The sequence below is a fragment of the Agrobacterium sp. 16-2014-1-2a genome (assembly GCF_053522705.1).
Window position 1 is genome coordinate 638,396 of sequence record NZ_JBNWBX010000001.1, and the last position, 15,785, is coordinate 654,180.

Annotated in this window: 19 protein-coding genes and 2 tRNA genes; 3 read left to right on the forward strand and 18 right to left on the reverse strand. The window is 55.6% G+C overall.

Annotated elements, in window-relative coordinates; translation table 11 throughout:
* Positions 1-9: 9 nt before the first annotated feature.
* From ACQZ45_RS03225 to ACQZ45_RS03245, 5 genes are all read right to left on the reverse strand, one after another.
* Positions 10-1,128 carry a S49 family peptidase gene (locus ACQZ45_RS03225; RefSeq protein WP_448742165.1) on the reverse strand — a complete coding sequence of 373 codons (1,119 nt, stop codon included), beginning with the start codon at positions 1,126-1,128 and terminating at the stop codon, positions 10-12.
* A gap of 9 nt (positions 1,129-1,137) precedes the next feature.
* Positions 1,138-2,364 carry a phage portal protein gene (locus ACQZ45_RS03230; protein ID WP_448742166.1) on the reverse strand — a complete coding sequence of 409 codons (1,227 nt, stop codon included), beginning with the start codon at positions 2,362-2,364 and terminating at the stop codon, positions 1,138-1,140.
* Positions 2,364-4,004: a terminase large subunit gene (locus ACQZ45_RS03235; RefSeq protein WP_448742167.1), complete on the reverse strand. Its 1,641-nt coding sequence runs from the start codon at positions 4,002-4,004 to the stop codon at positions 2,364-2,366. The genes ACQZ45_RS03230 and ACQZ45_RS03235 overlap by 1 nt, the downstream gene beginning before the upstream one ends.
* A 12-nt stretch (positions 4,005-4,016) precedes the next feature.
* Positions 4,017-4,472 (reverse strand): terminase small subunit, encoded by a 456-nt coding sequence (locus tag ACQZ45_RS03240; protein WP_112391676.1) that lies wholly within the window; start codon positions 4,470-4,472, stop codon positions 4,017-4,019.
* Between the two features lie 227 nt (positions 4,473-4,699).
* Positions 4,700-5,017 carry an HNH endonuclease signature motif containing protein gene (locus ACQZ45_RS03245; RefSeq protein ID WP_448742168.1) on the reverse strand — a complete coding sequence of 106 codons (318 nt, stop codon included), beginning with the start codon at positions 5,015-5,017 and terminating at the stop codon, positions 4,700-4,702.
* A 63-nt stretch (positions 5,018-5,080) separates the two neighbouring features.
* Here ACQZ45_RS03245 and ACQZ45_RS03250 point away from each other — a divergent pair, with 63 nt between their 5' ends.
* Complete coding sequence (locus ACQZ45_RS03250) at positions 5,081-5,290, forward strand: hypothetical protein (protein ID WP_448742169.1); 210 nt, start codon at positions 5,081-5,083, stop codon at positions 5,288-5,290.
* A gap of 6 nt (positions 5,291-5,296) precedes the next feature.
* Here the strand turns inward: ACQZ45_RS03250 and ACQZ45_RS03255 are convergent, their stop codons facing one another.
* The 7 genes from ACQZ45_RS03255 to ACQZ45_RS03285 form a co-directional block, all read right to left on the reverse strand.
* A complete protein-coding gene (locus tag ACQZ45_RS03255; protein ID WP_448742170.1) occupies positions 5,297-5,485 on the reverse strand; it encodes a hypothetical protein in 189 nt (62 codons plus the stop codon).
* A gap of 17 nt (positions 5,486-5,502) precedes the next feature.
* Positions 5,503-5,578 (reverse strand) — tRNA-Thr (locus ACQZ45_RS03260).
* Between the two features lie 5 nt (positions 5,579-5,583).
* Positions 5,584-5,657, reverse strand: a tRNA-Ala gene (locus ACQZ45_RS03265).
* Between the two features lie 259 nt (positions 5,658-5,916).
* On the reverse strand, positions 5,917-7,026 hold the full coding sequence (locus ACQZ45_RS03270; protein WP_448742171.1) for a hypothetical protein: 1,110 nt from the start codon (positions 7,024-7,026) through the stop codon (positions 5,917-5,919).
* Positions 7,023-7,235 (reverse strand): hypothetical protein, encoded by a 213-nt coding sequence (locus tag ACQZ45_RS03275; protein ID WP_425963897.1) that lies wholly within the window; start codon positions 7,233-7,235, stop codon positions 7,023-7,025. The genes ACQZ45_RS03270 and ACQZ45_RS03275 overlap by 4 nt, the downstream gene beginning before the upstream one ends.
* Positions 7,236-7,455: 220 nt before the next feature.
* The gene (locus tag ACQZ45_RS03280) at positions 7,456-7,758 is read right to left on the reverse strand and encodes a DUF982 domain-containing protein (protein ID WP_448742172.1); all 303 of its coding nucleotides are present in this window, start codon (positions 7,756-7,758) and stop codon (positions 7,456-7,458) included.
* 98 nt (positions 7,759-7,856) lie between these two features.
* A complete protein-coding gene (locus tag ACQZ45_RS03285) occupies positions 7,857-8,024 on the reverse strand; it encodes a hypothetical protein (protein WP_448742173.1) in 168 nt (55 codons plus the stop codon).
* 105 nt (positions 8,025-8,129) lie between these two features.
* Here ACQZ45_RS03285 and ACQZ45_RS03290 point away from each other — a divergent pair, with 105 nt between their 5' ends.
* Positions 8,130-8,324, forward strand: a complete 195-nt coding sequence (locus ACQZ45_RS03290; RefSeq protein WP_013636152.1) for a hypothetical protein — start codon at positions 8,130-8,132, stop codon at positions 8,322-8,324.
* Positions 8,325-8,601: 277 nt separating this feature from the next.
* Here ACQZ45_RS03290 and ACQZ45_RS03295 read toward each other — a convergent pair whose 3' ends face one another.
* The 5 genes from ACQZ45_RS03295 to ACQZ45_RS03315 form a co-directional block, all read right to left on the reverse strand.
* The gene (locus ACQZ45_RS03295; protein ID WP_448742174.1) at positions 8,602-9,324 is read right to left on the reverse strand and encodes a RelA/SpoT domain-containing protein; all 723 of its coding nucleotides are present in this window, start codon (positions 9,322-9,324) and stop codon (positions 8,602-8,604) included.
* Entirely contained in the window at positions 9,317-10,432 is a 1,116-nt protein-coding gene (locus ACQZ45_RS03300) for an AAA family ATPase (RefSeq protein WP_113138453.1), read from the reverse strand. The genes ACQZ45_RS03295 and ACQZ45_RS03300 overlap by 8 nt, the downstream gene beginning before the upstream one ends.
* A gap of 174 nt (positions 10,433-10,606) precedes the next feature.
* Positions 10,607-12,856 carry an AAA family ATPase gene (locus tag ACQZ45_RS03305; RefSeq protein WP_448742175.1) on the reverse strand — a complete coding sequence of 750 codons (2,250 nt, stop codon included), beginning with the start codon at positions 12,854-12,856 and terminating at the stop codon, positions 10,607-10,609.
* A 252-nt stretch (positions 12,857-13,108) separates the two neighbouring features.
* A complete protein-coding gene (locus ACQZ45_RS03310) occupies positions 13,109-13,699 on the reverse strand; it encodes a hypothetical protein (RefSeq protein ID WP_448742176.1) in 591 nt (196 codons plus the stop codon).
* A complete protein-coding gene (locus tag ACQZ45_RS03315) occupies positions 13,696-13,911 on the reverse strand; it encodes a helix-turn-helix transcriptional regulator (RefSeq protein WP_448742177.1) in 216 nt (71 codons plus the stop codon). Before ACQZ45_RS03315 ends, ACQZ45_RS03310 begins: the two co-directional genes overlap by 4 nt.
* Before the next feature lie 120 nt (positions 13,912-14,031).
* Between ACQZ45_RS03315 and ACQZ45_RS03320 the strand changes: the two genes are divergently transcribed.
* On the forward strand, positions 14,032-14,592 hold the full coding sequence (locus ACQZ45_RS03320; protein WP_448742178.1) for a hypothetical protein: 561 nt from the start codon (positions 14,032-14,034) through the stop codon (positions 14,590-14,592).
* On the opposite strand, the gene ACQZ45_RS03325 is transcribed toward ACQZ45_RS03320, so the two are convergent.
* A complete protein-coding gene (locus tag ACQZ45_RS03325) occupies positions 14,544-15,761 on the reverse strand; it encodes a tyrosine-type recombinase/integrase (protein ID WP_448742179.1) in 1,218 nt (405 codons plus the stop codon). The two genes, ACQZ45_RS03320 and ACQZ45_RS03325, sit on opposite strands and share 49 nt — an antisense overlap.
* Positions 15,762-15,785 lie beyond the last annotated feature (24 nt).

Consider the following 15,785-nt stretch of genomic DNA (forward strand, 5'->3'; position numbering starts at 1 on the left):
ATTGGCTCCTTATCGAATGAGTGGTGATTTTGCTTCGGCGATAAGCCGTTCAATGGCTGCCAAAGCAGCAGCATCCGTCTCGACGTCAGGAGCCCCCTGACCATCTTTGAGGTAGAGCCGAGCGGCCCGCTCTGCCTCAGAGCCCGACAACCCCATCAGTCCCCTGATGCCGTTCTCGAACTCGCGTTTTGTGATTTGCTCGCCGGCGGACATCTTCGCGACCAGCGTCTGCGCTGCCTCAGCCTTCGCAGCGTTTGCGGCCTTGATGCGCTTTACCGGCGCAGGTTCCGTGTCCGCGCCGTAGCGGGCCAAGGTCTCGTCAAGTGTGGCAACACGGTCGACCATGCCGCGGTCCATGAGGGCTTCTGCGTAAAACACGCGCCCCTGACCGTAGCCGTCCTCAACCTTGCTGACCGTCACACCGCGCCCTTCAGCAACGGCTGCAACAAACCGATTGTACGAGCGGTTCACACCGTCCTGCACGTGGGCCAGCGTGTCCTTGCCGAGCGGCTCGGTCTCGTTACCCTCAACCTTGTGCTTGCCGGCTGAAATGTACGTGCGTTTGATGCCACGCTGCTCAAGAGAGGCGGATAGGTCATCGTGGGCGGTATAAACGCCGATCGAACCGGCGCGGCCAGATGGCGTCACGACTATTTCGTCGGTCGACGCCGCGATCCAGTAAGCCGCGCTTGCAGCCAGGCTGTTGACCTGAGCAATGATCGGCTTCTCGCCGCCGCGAAGCTTGCGGATTTCGGTCGCCAGTTCGTCGGTGCCTGGAACCGTGCCGCCTGGGCTGTCAATATCGAGCACAACAGCCTTGATGTCGGCGTTAGATAGCGCCTTGTGCAGCGCTTTCTTGATGCCGGCATAGGAAGTGCCGCCGCTCATCGCGGAAAACAGGTCCATTTTGTCGGCCAAGACCCCGTAAACCGGGATAATGGCCACGCTGCCGCTGGATTCTGCGATTTCCTTGGCTCGCGCCTCATCGATAGAGGCTGCGAACTCGGACGAAAACAGCTTCTCGCCTTCGGCTCGCGCGACCAAAACATCAGCCAAAACGCCCAGTTTTTCGCGCTGAATAGCCCAAGGTTCGGCCAGAAAGGCCGAAATCAGGTGTTCAAACTTCATGATTTTTCCTTATGCAGCGCGTGCTGCTGGCGTTGGTGGCGCGTTGTCATTGGCCTGACCAACCTTATCGAGCGGGGTCATGGTGCCGTTGACGATTGCCTTCTCGCCGCCGTCGACTGGAGCCTTGTTCTCGTAAGAACGGGCCTCGTTTGGCGTGTAGATGCCGTTGGTGACCATCTTCGACAGGAATTCTGCCCTCGCCGTGCTATCGCCGCGAAGCAGACCTTCCATGTTGAATTTCACGATGGTGGACTTGCGCGTTTTCTCGTCGAGAAGGTCTCGATACACGGCAGATTCAATGCTTTTGACCAGAGGTCCAAGGCAAGTCTTGATGAACTGTAGGATCAACTGCTCGATGCCGCTGCCCCAGGTCGTCGTGCCGTTCGAAGCATGGCCGATCATCACCGGCGGAACACCGAAGATGCGGCAAATCTGCTCGACATTGAACTGACGCACCTCAAGCATCTGCGCGTCTTTAGGATTGATCGTCAGCTGCTGGTATTTGAGGCCAGCTTCCAGAACTGCAATCTTGCCCGCCTTATCAGAACCGGCAAACTGCCCAAGGATCTGGCCGAGCTGATCGCGCTGCTCTTTCTTGAGGATCTGGTCGGAAGACAGAACGCCCGCGACCTGCATGCCATTGGCAAACATCTTGCCAGCGGTCTTTTCACCCGCCAGTGCATTTCCCACAGTGTTGCGGACAACGCCGATCGGTGACATCCCTCGATCACAGCCAGGCAATACAGCCCCGCGAACGTGGAACATCTTGTCTTCAGCGACCCTGCGCTTCTTGCCGTTCTCCGTCACCTCGTAGTAGCGCGCGTTGCGACTATCGCGGCACACGTTCACAGCGAGAGGTGGCAGCGGGTTGAGCGCCACCAGCTTGCTGCCGTTTAGCTTCTTCTCTGCAAAGAAGTTGCCGTCGAGGCACAAGCACAAGACGACCATCGCCCAGAAATCTGAGGCGGTATCGTCCATGTTCGGCATGTCGTGGAGCAGATCGTAAAGCGGTGATGCCTTGTCGATCGTGACGCCGTCGTCCTTGTAGACGTTGCACGGCAACATAATCACCGCGTTACGGATGAGGTTGACGCACGCCCACACAGTATCAAGCTGGAGTGCCGTTTCAATCGTGACCGGCTCACCGGAGGTAGTGCCCAGCCCGAAGAACCCGCGCCAGAACTCACCGTCAGTGAGCTTGATGGGTACTCCGCGCCATCTATCGAAGAGACCCATTAGATCACCATAACCATATTGTTGATAAAGTCGTCCAAGTCACCGCTATCGCTGCCCTCGTAGGTGCCTGCCATCGCCGTTGCCATTGCCAAGGCGACTGCGCCGTCGATGCGGCGTTCGCGGTTGTGTTTGACGAGCTTTCGATTGCCGGCAGGATCCGCTTTGATGGTGGCATTCATCATGCACATCGTCAGCACTGGATGGTCGCCGTGGGCAAGGTTGCCGTTGAGGATGATGCTTTCGAGCTCGCGGAGAGCCGGCGACATCGACTGGAAGCCCTGCCCAAACGGCTGGAATACAGCATCGTCGCCTTCAAGTTGATCGTCAGTAAAGCCAGCCTTTTGCAGCCATGGCTTCAGGTGCCTGAAATTCCAGCGGTCGAACGCGATCTTGCGGATATCCATCTCTTCGAACCGCTCGCGCAGGTAATGCGCAACAAACTCGTAGTCGACGGTTCTACCAGGAGCAGCTTCGAGATGGCCGTCCTTGTGCCAGATGTCATACGGAACGCGGTCGGCCTTGGCTTTGGCTCGGATGCCGTCTCCCGGCAGCCAGAACGTCGGCTTCACATGCCAGACGGTCTTACCCTCCTGCTTATTCGGCGCCATGAGCACCAGAGCAGTCAGGTCGCTCACCTCAGAAAGGTCGAGCCCACCAAAGACAGGGAGACCATCAAAGTCCACAACTCGAGCGTTGCACGCTCGCCAAATAGCCGGCGACACAAACGGAGCATTCGCATCAATCCTCTGATTGAGATGTAGCCAACGAAAACTGGCCTCTTCTGTCGGCATACGGGACGCGCGCTCTGCGTCGTCGCGCACTGATGAAACGGACTTGAACTTGCCAAGTGCCGGGTTTGCGGCCTTCCACGCTTCCTCGTCGAGGACGTCGCAATCAGCCGGAGCCGTGTAGAGGTGCGAAACCGTTCGTGGTGCTTTTGATGTCTCGGCATCATCAAGCCATCGCGAGAAAAGGTCGCCGTCAGTCGCTGCCTGCGTCGAGATAGCGAAGATCATCGCCTTGTCGCCGTAGGCGCCTTGCGACGTCACGATCGCTTCGACAAAGTCGTCGTGCGGGCCCTTGATCTGGCCAACCTCGTCGAGGATGGCGACCAGTGGCGAACCGCCGTGCGCGCTCTTGGCTTCCGCCGAACTGGCGCGGTAGACGACGTTCTTGCGCAAGCCGACAATCATCTTGCCGGACGGGACGATGCGATACAGCCCTTTCAGGCGCGGCGACATCATTAGCATCTTACTGGCGTAGTTGAAGACTTCCGCAGCCTGGTCGCGAGAACGAGCGCCCGACATGATGCGGCTGTTCGGAAACGCCTCAGGGCCAATCACGTGACCGAGCAAGAGGCAGGCGATGGTGGCCGTCTTGGAGTTCTTACGTGCGATCGACAAATACGCTCGCGACGTGCCGTTCGGGTTGTCATAGACTGACAGGATGAAGGCCACTTGGAAGTCCAGCAGCCTTATCGGCTGCCCGACCAGCGCGCCTTCTGGCACAACCAAATATTCTTCGATGAAGCGGCACATCTTCTCGCCGCGGGTTAGCTCCGACGTCGGCAGTCTGCGCCAGTCGCGCAGAACCGGGATCGGGCCGCACTTGATGGCGCCGACCACGGCCTCAGAAAGCATTCACAACCTCGATTAGGCTAGGAGTTCGTCATCCACGCTCGCGCCTGCCTCGATCTCCTTGGCTTGGTCTCGTCGCTTGGCCGCGTCCCTCGCCTCGCCTTGTACGGCGCGCGCATGCAGTGCCAGTGATCGGCGAAACGAAAGGATGGAAGAAGCGTGCATCTGGACTACGGATTTCCGTGGATTGGCTACGGGCGTCCCTTTTTCAGTGACTGCGACCGAGCCCTCAGTACGAAGCAGGTCTTGCTCCCTCACTAGGTCGGCCATCGTGCGGGCAAGCATCGCGGCAATTTCAAGCTGGTGCGCCGACCAATCGGCGCGGGCATATTCGGCAATGACATTCTTGAAAAATGGGACGTCGCCGTCGTCGAGCGGCACGTTTTCAGGAAACTGGATCTCCTCAGAAGCCGCAGAGGCAATCCTCACGGCCTCATCAACGCTGTCAACGCGGCTTTTCTTATCAGACATACGGAATCCCCTCGCGCACGCGCGCTTGCGCACGCGCTAGGCAAAAATCTGTGTTTGCATATGCGTTGCGTTACCCCGGCGGTCCTTGGCTGGGGCGATCGTCGACTTTGCGACCACCCCCCCCGATCGGGCAAACTCTCCATTTTATCGCATATTCGAGTAAATGTCAACGTTCATTTTCGATATTATCTAATAAAATCAAATGTTTTTCGATGTTTCTTCTAGTGTTACGTTAGCTCCACCGGATAGCCATCAACACCAATGACCACTGCCTGCTGGCCTCGCTCGAGGCGAGCCTTCAGCTTGTCGTGGCATGGAGCGCAAAGTGATTGCAGGTTGTTTGGGTCGTAGAACAAAGCCTCGTCGCCCTTGTGCGGCTTGACGTGGTCACACGTCGTTGCCTCGGTAACATCCTCGATCGCCAGGCAGAATCGGCATAGCGGCTCGGCAGCAAGCTGCGCCAAACGTAAGCGCTGCCATCGTGCCGTCTTGTACATTCGACGGTAGAGCGCAGCTTCCGCTGAGCGGCCGTAGGGTTTTGGCATTGCGCTACACCCTTATGGCGTGCATTCTTGCCCCACCGATATTGGTAACCGATGGGGGATTGGATGAGCAGTTTCACAGAGGACGAGATTGCCGCCGAACTGAATCGGCGCCGCAATGCGATTGAAAACCGGGACGCGGAGAACCTTGAAAACATGCGCAGGGCTGAACGCATTGGATGCGACACCGTCTGCTTAAGCTGCGGTACGCCGGTTAAGTCCTACGTGGTTTCCGATCCAGCAAATCCACTCTGCGATACATGCCTTGGTAACTGACCGCCCTTACTCAGGGGTGGCCGTGGCGGACTTCTTCAACAGAAGAACAGCCTGCGCTATCGCCAGTGCCGCTTGCGCTTGGTGGAGAGCCTTCTCGGTGTAGCCATTGTCAGCGGATCGCTTGGCCCAGCCAATCAGTGTGAAGGCATGACGTTCTGCAGCCAGCACCTCAGCATCGTGCTCTTTGGTGTCCATGGTGGATCCTCGACAACTGGTGCCGGCAGCAGGAATCGAACCCACGACATCCTCGTTACAAAGGAGGCGCTCTACCTACTGAGCTATGCCGGCGTAAATGGTGGAGCGTGTCGGAATCGAACCGACCGGCAGCAATCTTGCAAGGATTACCCGCTTACCCAGAGCACGTCCCATTGAAAAAACAAAAGCGGCTGGGAGCGTGCACTACCTGCTAAGCGTTAGCTAACAGGGTCACACTACAACCAGCCGCACGATCACCATGCAAGCGGAGGAGAACGCGCATGGGATTGAGATGAGGCTGACCCGGCATCGCGGCGAGTTTAAAACGTCCGCGCGAATTCAGCGCCTCAAACTAAAACGGCACCCGAAGGTGCCGCTGGGTTTCTAGCCCTTTCATACAGATACGGTTTGGGAGCGACGTTTACCGGACATCATGCCGCAAATTTATGATCGTTGATATCTGACCTTCTCAGTTCAGCATTGAGCGCGTCAATTGCCGCCTCAATCAAGATCGGGCCGCGCTTTTCTGCATATGACGGAGCCAAACCCATCGCCACGCCTATATTTCTTGCGTTCATGTCCGTTATTGCGAGATCAAGAACCTTGGCATGCTGCCCGAGTTTTTCCACGAGATAGTCGATGAAGTTGTCGGCCTCGATGCTCTCCCCCGCATTGTGATCTCGTCCCGCTGGCCGCGATGCCGTCGGCTTTGGTTTCTTTACGCCACCCACCCACTGCGGTCCGGTCACAATAGCGTCTGGCCCTCTGGTCGCGGCGTGTCGCAGCTTTTCAAACGGAACACTTCCGTCGACGCCGAACTCTTGCAGCACGCGGCGGGCCTCTTCTGCTTCAGGTGTCGGCGCACACGCCTCTCGTTGTTCGCCAAAGAACGGCCGGTGCAGATGCTCGGAGGCTAACGGTGACACCGCTCCCTTTAGGCGGATATATGACCAGATTTCAGATTCAGATCGACCGCTTGAGATGGCACCCCCCTTCTCTCCGCGCCGCCGCTCATCAGGCTGAAGCTTTCTCCCTTTGGCGGTTACACCCCAGAACTTGAGCGCACCATCAGCGAATGTCAGACTGCCTATCCTTGCTTCAAGCGACGGGCGTATCGCAGCAGGACCGCCTACAGCCTTCACGGTGTATTCCGTCTTCGGCTCCGGGCTGTCATCGTATACGTTTGCCATTTCGCCAGTGTGTTCCCACCGCTCGCGGTCGACGACCTTGCGCCCGACGGCAGCAAGCAATTCTGCTTCCGATGGCCTGGTTTCGATCGTTAATTCGGGTTCATACTGATCTTCCTCGTCGGCGATGACCATGTCCTTCGGATGCCGAAAATCCCGCCATCTCTGCAAGCCTTGGACGCGGGTCAGGTCGCCTCGATACGCAAGTCGCTCGAGCGCAGGCCAGGCAAGAACATCTGACGCAGGCTTGTTGTCGTTCGCGGCCTTGTGGATTTTAGCGGGCTTCTGTTTGGCCGGCTCGGTCGTGTATCCAGTCAGCAGGTCAGCTAATTCCGAAAAGTTCTTCGCCTTCAAGCTGCGCGCTCCTTTTTGTCGGGATGATTATCGTTGGCTGCCACAAGACTGCCTGCGTCGATAACGGTTCCGCGCATTGCGGCCTCATCGTTCAGCCGTTCGAAAGCTGCGCGGCCATCCTTTGGTAGCCACTTGTCCCGTACCATTGTCGGCGCCGATCCAACGCCAGGGAACGGGCCTCCTATATTCTGGATGCGTGTTCTAAGCATGTAGCCTCCATTTTTGGTCGGATGCGCTCCATACAGAGCAATAATATATAGTGTTTTTCAGCAGCTTCTGCGATCCACGCCTACAAAATATAGGCACCACGGCGTGAACCTCCCCATTACTTTCACCAAGAGGAGCGAAAACGGGTAGTGGCTAAGTGAAATATTTTTTGGGAAGGTGAGACACGACGAAAAAAGCCCCGCTTCGCGCGGGGCTATGTAGCTAGCCAGTTGCCTGAAGGTTTTGGCTGTGCTCGCGCATTGGCGCCGGATTTGTGGATACCATCGGCATTCCCGCCTCAAGGCACGCCGCAACGAAAGCTTCTCGGGCGACTTCAGAAGATGCCGACCAGATGAGAGCAGCCCTGCATCGGTTCACTGCCCTCTTGTATCGTTCTCCGCGGCGGAGCGGCCACTCTGCTTCCAAAAAATCGAGCGCGTCATAAACGCTGAGGAATGTTCTCTCGAGTCCGCATTGTAGCCGGACGCGAACTGGCGCTCGAAACAAAACGTCTTGGCTGTTCATTTCTTACCTCCAATCCAAACAGATCAAGAAGCACAAAAAATATTGGTGGCAGCCAAGGCGGGTTCAAGACAGGAGCCGCAAAAAAAGACCGGCCTCGGTCATTTGTGTTCGTCCCCATCCCGGTGCGGACATCGCTTCATGAACTTGTCGATCTTCGACCGGTCACCACCGAACCGCTCCAGCACCTCCACTGCCACATGCAGGCTCACAGCATACTGCTGCTGCAGCTGCTCGACGGTGTATGGCTGTATTTCGTTCTCGCGCATTTGCGTTCTCCTCATCTGCGAAAATGCGACCGCACTGATTCGAGTTCCGCAGGAAGCGGGAACATCTCGCTGCCTCCACGGTTCGCCTAGCGGAAGGAGAAAAACATGCGAGACCTCAACAAGAATATCATCGGCAGACCTGACGATCCGAAAGCGACGCGCGGATCAACGTGGCGACCAAGGGCCAAGGATGAAGACATTGTCACGATCAACGACGAAGGCGCGCCACCTGTGCCGGTTGGTCAGCCAGGTGATCGTGAGCAAGGCACCGAAAGTGACGGTCCAGTTGGTGGACAGTAGGTTGGAGCCAAACTGCCATAGCCGCCCATTGCCAACCCTACTTACAGGGAATGGCGTTCCCAGACGCCTTCCCCCTACGTAGTAGGGGTAAAGAGCGGGAACGCGGGAACGTCAATGATTTCATATAGTTACGCCATTTCCGGAAGCGCTGGGAACGCCGGGAATGGCAACGTGTTTTTTAATGATATCAATAACTTACCGTTCCCGTTTCCATGGGAACGGCCATTTCTGAAATTTCCGGGAACGGGTTGAACGCAATAGGCTGAAAAATCAAAGCCTAAGCCTCCTTCGCTTTCCCTCCCTCGGCATTCTCTTTTTCGGCATCATAAACTCGCTGCAGTGAATCTAACAGACGACTGCCAGCTCCAACAATCTTCGAAAGAACACGCAGTTGCTCGCGACAAGCGATACTGCTCGATGGAACTGGGTAATTTATCTTGTGATCCACCTCTCCCCATATTTCTTCGAAAAGAGTGCGCACTTGCAGTTCACAGCAAATTGGAGACTTTTCTTTCGGACGGATGAGATAGTGTACACTGGTGTAGGCGGTCGACTTCTCTTGTACGTCTAAATCAAATTCACGAAAATACGTCGCGGCTTCTGGGTCCCAAGTATAAGCTTTAGGACGTTCACTCAAAAACCAATCTCCATCTGCAACACGACGACGCACGACAGCATCAATTTTCGCGAAGTCACCTTGTACTAAGTGCAATATGCGAACGCCTGCCAAGTCGGTAACTTGCTCAAAAAAATTCTCGGGAGTTATATTTCGTCCATCCTCAAGTTTTCTTTTTATTTTTTTCCTGAGATGCTCTTGATCTTTAAGCCGCGACTTAAACGAATGGACGACCCGTTCGCTATCTCTGATCAAAGCAGGATGATCACCGATGTACTGAACTATGCCCTGCATGAAAATTCTGAATTCATGCTTCCTATCGGCGTCGAACAGGCTAGCGAGATCGATAGACTGATTGTCGACAGATGCTAGCTGGTCAGACATCCAAGAACCTCAACCTGTAAACAACATCGTCGGCAAACTGTAAATAAGCTTGCTGCGTATCGTAAAATTTCTCCTTGTTCGGAAGGATCGAACCTCTATCGCTCTTTTCAAGATCTTGGTGCTCAGGCAGACGCCACATCGGAACATGATATTTCTGAGCCATACTAGGGAAGGTATTGTGGGTGTGAACAACCGCGTTATCCCCAATTGATTGAGAGCTAACATCGTTGTTTGGTAACAGAATGCGATTTACGGGATCGATAAACTCTTCGATCACCTGCGGAATTTGCTCCGCGTAATTTGAGTGCGCTCTCGCGATCTTGAGCATGCTCTTGCTGTCAGATCGAGGTCTTGCGTTATATATTGTGTAGCCGAGAAACCTCACGAATTTCTTTGGAAAGGCATCTCGTTTCGCACCAGACAGAAAATGAAAAATACTCTCAAACTGCTTTCTCCAAGTCGTCAGCGCCGCGCCAATATTCCTGATCCCATAAACTGAAAAAAGATCCGGAGCGCAGGGAATTAGGAAGCCGTCTGCAAGAGAAAGGAGATCGCGATTCAACGCGCCCAAGCTAGGTGACGTATCAAATATTACTATGTCATAATTGTATTCTTCGGCATATTGATGGACTAAAGCCCTAACTCTAGTTGCGGTTCTTATTGCCAACGGATCACCTTGATAAATGCCGCTCCATCGTTCTGCGAGTTTTGCCTCAAACAAATGAAGAGTCAGCCTGCCAGGGAGAAGATCTACATTTTCTCCAATTTCAAGTGGGGGTGGAAGCACATCGATTTCGCGGGTGCCGTCCTCAGCAGGCTTTAGTAGAAAATGAACAGACCTCGGGTGCGCGGTTAACTGATCGAATTCGACTTCCCCGGCATTCTCACGAGCGGCATTGAAATCTTCAATAAAATTGTCCTCCTCCTCCCAAACCGCATGAATATCCTCCATCTCCATTGCATAGATGGTCAGGTTGCATTGGGGATCCAAATCCACCAGAAGAACCCTGTTCCCCATTTCACCAAGTGCGTGTGCTAAATGGAACGTAAGTGTTGTTTTACCAACGCCACCTTTGTTATTGAATACTGTGACAATCTTTGGTGCCAAGGTACGCGCTCTCTTCCATCAACAAGACATGAACTCAATCGTAAGGCGTATATAACTTCTAGTTATTTAACAAGTTGCAATTAGTTCATCTAGCTCCAAGGTTGGCTTGTCTGATCGGGAAGCTTGTAAAGATCGCGCAATAAAAAAGGGCGGCCTCTCGACCGCCCTCCTACTTCAAATCCGCACCGCACCCGTCGTGAACGTCCCCAGCCCGGTCGCGAAGTAGCCGCCTGGCACATCGAGCCATTTGGCAATCTTCTCGCCCTTCGCTGCGGTCCTGACAATCATGGTCTTGCTGAGAGCGTCGTCCACCAGACCGTGAAGCCGTGATTTCGAAAGGGCCTTTAACTCGTCTGGAAGCCGCTCCCTCATCTCATAAACGCCACTTGCACCACTCTTTGTGAACGGCGAGCCGGCATTTGCTGCCGCTTCGATTGTGACCACCAAAGACCCAATGAGATCGCCTGTCGGCGGTGTGGATGAACCGAGCAGAGCAGTCTTGTCGACAAGTAGTCCGTGCTCGTTTCTAACGTAAGTAGAGATGACGCGCCGAGCGGCTCCATTGGCCTTTACGACCCCGCCCAGCACCACTTTCCCTGGGGTGAAATCGACGCCGACAGTCTTGCACACCTTGCGCGCTCTTCCCTCTTCTGCCGGCCACATGGCGTAGGCTAGCCGCAGGCCATCGACCAATGCCGTGCTGCCGCGGATGCTGTCGCGCGCATCGCTGAGCGTTTCAATCGGTTTCTGTGTCTTCCGCATGTGGTGGGCAACCAAGACGGTAGCGCCTGTCTCGGTCGCCAGTCGAGAGAGCGATGTGCAAACGAACTGCCCTGCGGCTGGGTCCTCATTGAGCGGAAGGTGCGCGAAGCTGGTCAACGGATCAAATGTCACCAACCGGAGATCATCGATTTCGGATAGCTGATCGCAGATGCGATGATAGTTGTCCGTCTCTTGCAGTCCCCTCTTTTTGTCGTCCTTCCAGAAGGCCTGGGCGCCACCTGCAGACGGAAGCGGGACGACGATCATCTTCCGACCGAGTTCGGAAAACCTGTGCTCCTTATGGTCCAGAGCAGCGATGCGGCGATGAACTTCACTGGCGTCGTCTTCGCTTGTGATCATCACCGATGTGCCCCGCGCCAACACCCTGCCGCCGAATATCGGCGCGTCGTAGACGCCGGAGCCGAAGGACACGCGTCGATGCAGTTCGAGCATGGCGTACGATTTTCCGGTGTCACCCATCGCAGATACCATTCCAGGCACGCCCGCGGGCATCACGCCCTCTACCAAATACTCGACCTTCGGCGGCTCGCCTTTGAAGCGGTCGACGGTCCAGTCGAAGATTGAGAACACCGGCCCACTAGGGACGTTGTCGTTTGCGGCAATGAGATCTTTTCCCATCCGCTTGGCCACCAACCCCGCAACCGCCACGGCTCCCGCTCTACGCTTCTCCGCATGATGGGCGCCATACTTGCCCCACAGTCGGGCGAAATCCGCCGTCGCATCTTTCCCTTCGTAACGAGCGAACCAATCTCCTGTGGCCGTGAGAAATGCCGCACACGCCTGCTCCGCTGTCAGACTATCGAACGCTAATTGCTCAACTACTTTTGCGGCGTGAGCCGAACGATCTCCGACATCGTTGGCGGCCAGCATTTCTATCGATGTGTCGCTGACATTGACATCCGCCAAGGCAGGTAGCGCGCCAATGGTTACAGTCGATGATAAAGTTTCTGTGATCGACCACGCTTGCAGCGCAATTCGAAGGGCTTCGACGTTTGTCACCTCGCCGTCCCACAACTCCGCGATCATGACTGGCGCCGGCTCGCAAGGCCGCCCACGTGCTAGCTTTTTTGCGTTGGGCCAATTCAAAGTGCCAGGCACGCGCCAAACATGTGCCATGTCGACGGTGCAGTGATCGGCATTCGCGGCGACCTTTAGCGACCGAGCAAGAGGCTTTGCGTCAGCAACAGACAAGGGCGCGTCGAGAAGTAGGAAACATTGATAGTTTCCCGGCGAGCTCTCGACGACATAGTTCGGGTCAACCGGCATAGTGCCGGATCTGCCCGTGTCATCGTCCATGTCTGCCACAAGTGTCAGAACTGCGACTACGTCGCTTTCGCCGCCCTTCTTGCCTCGCTCAAGTGTCGGTCGCATTAGGTTCGGGCAAATGTAGGTGTTCGCGTTCGGCGTTGCAGCGTGCGCCATCACAGCGTCGACCGTGCCTTCGACGTCACCGACTACGTGGTGACTGATGACGCCACCAGCCTTGTCTTCGCCGGTCGGATTCGCGAAGAACGTGGAGACGACAAATTTTCCAGATAGACCGGACGCCAGTTGATGTAGCACCATGACGTGCTCGCGAACTGCGACCTCATCGAATGAAGGCGTAGTATCAGCGATTTGTATTTGTGGAAGTTTCGGCAATTCGGCCTCCCTTAAGCGCTGCCGTAGCGGCGTGTGTCAGTTGTTCAGCGATATCGCGGCGAAATGTCATGGAGTGCTTGCCGCCAATGTTAGGCGCGACAGTCACTCGAGAGCCGTCGGCGCGCTCGCGAAGCAAAAGGCCAAAAAGGCGCACGCCATCGAGATCGACCGTAAATTTTGCGATGGTCCGCGGTGCACCAGGGAACGAAACTGGCCTTTCGACCGGCTCGATGGCTTGAATGGAAAGGCTTGTCACGCAGCCACCTCCCGCAATCGATGGGGATGCCATTGAACTTTGTTTCCCGCCTCTCTCCATAGATCGCTAGGGCCATCGCCACCGACCGGTCGAATGTGATGATCGCCGTCGTGCTGCCCTCCAATGCGATACTGGAAGCTGCCGCATCTTGCTGCGTAATCCATGACATACGGACCATAGCCGTTGTGAAGCTCTGCGATGTCAGCGCCAGAAAGCTGGTGTTCCAACGCCATCACGCCCAGAGCCCAGGTTCCTTCGCTGACGAATGGTCCGGCACCAAGTACCATTACTTCGAATTGCGGAAACATTCTGCGGTTTGAGGCCGTGCGGAATGCTTTTCCAGCTGCGACCTTCGCCTGATTGATCGATAGCGTTTCAAATCCAGCGAAATAGAGCGGCTTTACTTCCACCAGAGCAGGCACCTTACCCTTGATGAGAAAATCTGGCGTCCACCCTTCCAAGTCGAACGGTTCGTAGTCCCACTTCCAGCCAGCCAGGTCGAAAAAAGCTGCCCACCTAGCCTCAAGACGTGAGCGGAATTGAACGCTGTTGTAGCGCGTCGGAATCGCAGCGATGTCGTAGATCATGCCGTAGCCCTCGCGCGGGAATCAATTTTGTCCTGTACCCACGCGGTGACTTCACTGCGAACGAACGCCACGCGGCGATCCCCAAGTTCTACGGCGACAGGGAAGCGTCCCTCGGAGCGATATCGATTGAGCATTGTCCGCGACATCGATGTCATTTTGCACGCATCATTTAGGGAAATGAGCGCGGGGGTATTATCATTTTGGTGCTTCACGGTTCCTCCTTCTCGGTTAAAAACATCTATTAATGTAATATGCGCATTATTGACAAAAAAGTCAATACGGTATTGTGCGCATTAATTAAATATGCCAGTACGATGTGAAGGAGACATCGGATGGTATCGCAAAAACAATTAATCGAACTCGTGGCTGAAACTATGGGTGCGCCGGTTGAGACGGTGACCGTCATCGACCGCTATCTCGCGGAGGCAGGGTTTCGCACCAGGGCTCTTCGAGGGCGAGGAAGCACGCCCATGACGTATCAGGACGCTGCGAACATGATCATCGCTACAGCGTGGGATGCCAATCCAAAAGACGCGGTAAGCATAGTTAAAGCTTACCGCGGCCTTCCGCCTAACCGCGTCGCGGAAACAGCGCATATAGCTAAAGATGCGTTGGGCTCCACATTCGGAGAAGCGTTAGCCAACATGTTGGAATCGGTCCCAAAGGACCGAATATCATTTAGCTCGCACGAGGATGCGCCGGGGCACCTGTCTCTGCGCGTGAAAATGTTTGGCCCAGAACCTCGGGCGACCATAACTCTGGTGAAGGTAGGTAGAGCCAACACGTTTGAGTTCGGCCCCACAGCTCCTGGTGCCACAGATCTCCGTCGGACAGTGGAATTCAGTCAGATTACGGTCGGGTTCGTAGGGGAAGCGATAGCCGAAGATTTGTAAAGATAATCTGCCCACTGCCCCATCAATGCGCGTCGTCGCTCAAGAGCATCCGATCTCGCATAAGACCGCTCCACCGCATCACCGACTGCGTGCGCAAGGCACGCTTCCGCGATCTCTCGGGGCGCGTGCGCGATCTCAGTTGCCCAGTCTCGGAATGAGGATCTAAACCCGTGAACGGTGAACGCCCCTGCTCCCGCCGCCTTAAGAGCTTTGGTGAGAGACATGTCTGAAAGCGGCCGCTTGTCTCGAACACCAGGAAAGACGAGATCGTTCACAGCTTGGGCTTTCATCGCCTTGAGAAGCGTAACGGCTTTTTCTGAAAGAGGCACGCGATGCAGCTTGCCACCCTTCATTCGCACGGCGGGCACAGTCCAGATCTTCGCAGCGAGGTCGAACTCATCCCATACCGCTCCGCGAGTCTCCCCAGATCGCGCTGCCGTAAGAATTGTAAACTCCAGAGCTCGGGCGCCGACACCCCTCACCTGAGCCAGCTTCTTCCAGAATGCAGACGCGTCGGCATGCGGCATGGCGGCATGATGATTGCGATTTGAAAGCTCGTTCGGCTTGTGAAGTACGTGCTCCAGTGCGCCCTTCCATGCCGCGGGGTTATCGCCAGACCTGTGACCCTCAACCTTCGCCGAGTCCAGTACCCGCTCAATCGCCTCACGAAGCTTTTCGGCTGTCTCCTGCTTATCACCCCATATCGGTTCAAGCACCTGTACGACATCACGAACGCGGATGCTGGGAAGCGTTTTAGCGCGGATAGGCTTCGCGTGGTTGGTTAGAAGGTTGCGCCACCGTGCCTCGGTCTTGGCGCCTCGCCAGCGACCTGCCTTCACAGCTGAATCGATGAATGCGTCAGCATAAGCTCCGAACGTCGTCGCCTTAGGTGATTGTTCCTCGGCTTCTCGTTTGGCTGCGAGTGGATCTACACCTGAACGAACCAGCTTGCGGGCTGCCTCAGCCTTGCCTCTTGCGTCGGCTAGCCCGACAGTGTGCAATGGTCCAAGACCCATCTCGCGACGTAGGCCAGCAAATGTGTAATTGAAAATCCAATAGCGACCAGTTCCTTTTGAGATTAGATACAGACCACCACCATCACGTAGCTTCGCAGCCTTACTTGCCGTGATCGCCTTAACTGTCAGGACGTTGCGAGTATGGCTCCCCATTATCTTTCCCCACAATTTCCCCGC

What these genes read in the sequence shown, in the direction of transcription:
- ACQZ45_RS03245 (WP_448742168.1), bottom strand. Translation starts at nt 5,017, where the DNA reads ATGCCAAAACCCTACGGCCGCTCAGCGGAAGCTGCGCTCTACCGTCGA.
- ACQZ45_RS03250 (WP_448742169.1), top strand. Translation starts at nt 5,081, where the DNA reads ATGAGCAGTTTCACAGAGGACGAGATTGCCGCCGAACTGAATCGGCGC.
- ACQZ45_RS03310 (WP_448742176.1), bottom strand. Translation starts at nt 13,699, where the DNA reads ATGATCTACGACATCGCTGCGATTCCGACGCGCTACAACAGCGTTCAA.
- ACQZ45_RS03290 (WP_013636152.1), top strand. Translation starts at nt 8,130, where the DNA reads ATGCGAGACCTCAACAAGAATATCATCGGCAGACCTGACGATCCGAAA.
- ACQZ45_RS03240 (WP_112391676.1), bottom strand. Translation starts at nt 4,472, where the DNA reads ATGTCTGATAAGAAAAGCCGCGTTGACAGCGTTGATGAGGCCGTGAGG.
- ACQZ45_RS03255 (WP_448742170.1), bottom strand. Translation starts at nt 5,485, where the DNA reads ATGGACACCAAAGAGCACGATGCTGAGGTGCTGGCTGCAGAACGTCAT.
- ACQZ45_RS03235 (WP_448742167.1), bottom strand. Translation starts at nt 4,004, where the DNA reads ATGCTTTCTGAGGCCGTGGTCGGCGCCATCAAGTGCGGCCCGATCCCG.
- ACQZ45_RS03320 (WP_448742178.1), top strand. Translation starts at nt 14,032, where the DNA reads ATGGTATCGCAAAAACAATTAATCGAACTCGTGGCTGAAACTATGGGT.
- ACQZ45_RS03325 (WP_448742179.1), bottom strand. Translation starts at nt 15,761, where the DNA reads ATGGGGAGCCATACTCGCAACGTCCTGACAGTTAAGGCGATCACGGCA.
- ACQZ45_RS03285 (WP_448742173.1), bottom strand. Translation starts at nt 8,024, where the DNA reads ATGCGCGAGAACGAAATACAGCCATACACCGTCGAGCAGCTGCAGCAG.
- ACQZ45_RS03225 (WP_448742165.1), bottom strand. Translation starts at nt 1,128, where the DNA reads ATGAAGTTTGAACACCTGATTTCGGCCTTTCTGGCCGAACCTTGGGCT.
- ACQZ45_RS03275 (WP_425963897.1), bottom strand. Translation starts at nt 7,235, where the DNA reads ATGCTTAGAACACGCATCCAGAATATAGGAGGCCCGTTCCCTGGCGTT.
- ACQZ45_RS03280 (WP_448742172.1), bottom strand. Translation starts at nt 7,758, where the DNA reads ATGAACAGCCAAGACGTTTTGTTTCGAGCGCCAGTTCGCGTCCGGCTA.
- ACQZ45_RS03295 (WP_448742174.1), bottom strand. Translation starts at nt 9,324, where the DNA reads ATGTCTGACCAGCTAGCATCTGTCGACAATCAGTCTATCGATCTCGCT.
- ACQZ45_RS03230 (WP_448742166.1), bottom strand. Translation starts at nt 2,364, where the DNA reads ATGGGTCTCTTCGATAGATGGCGCGGAGTACCCATCAAGCTCACTGAC.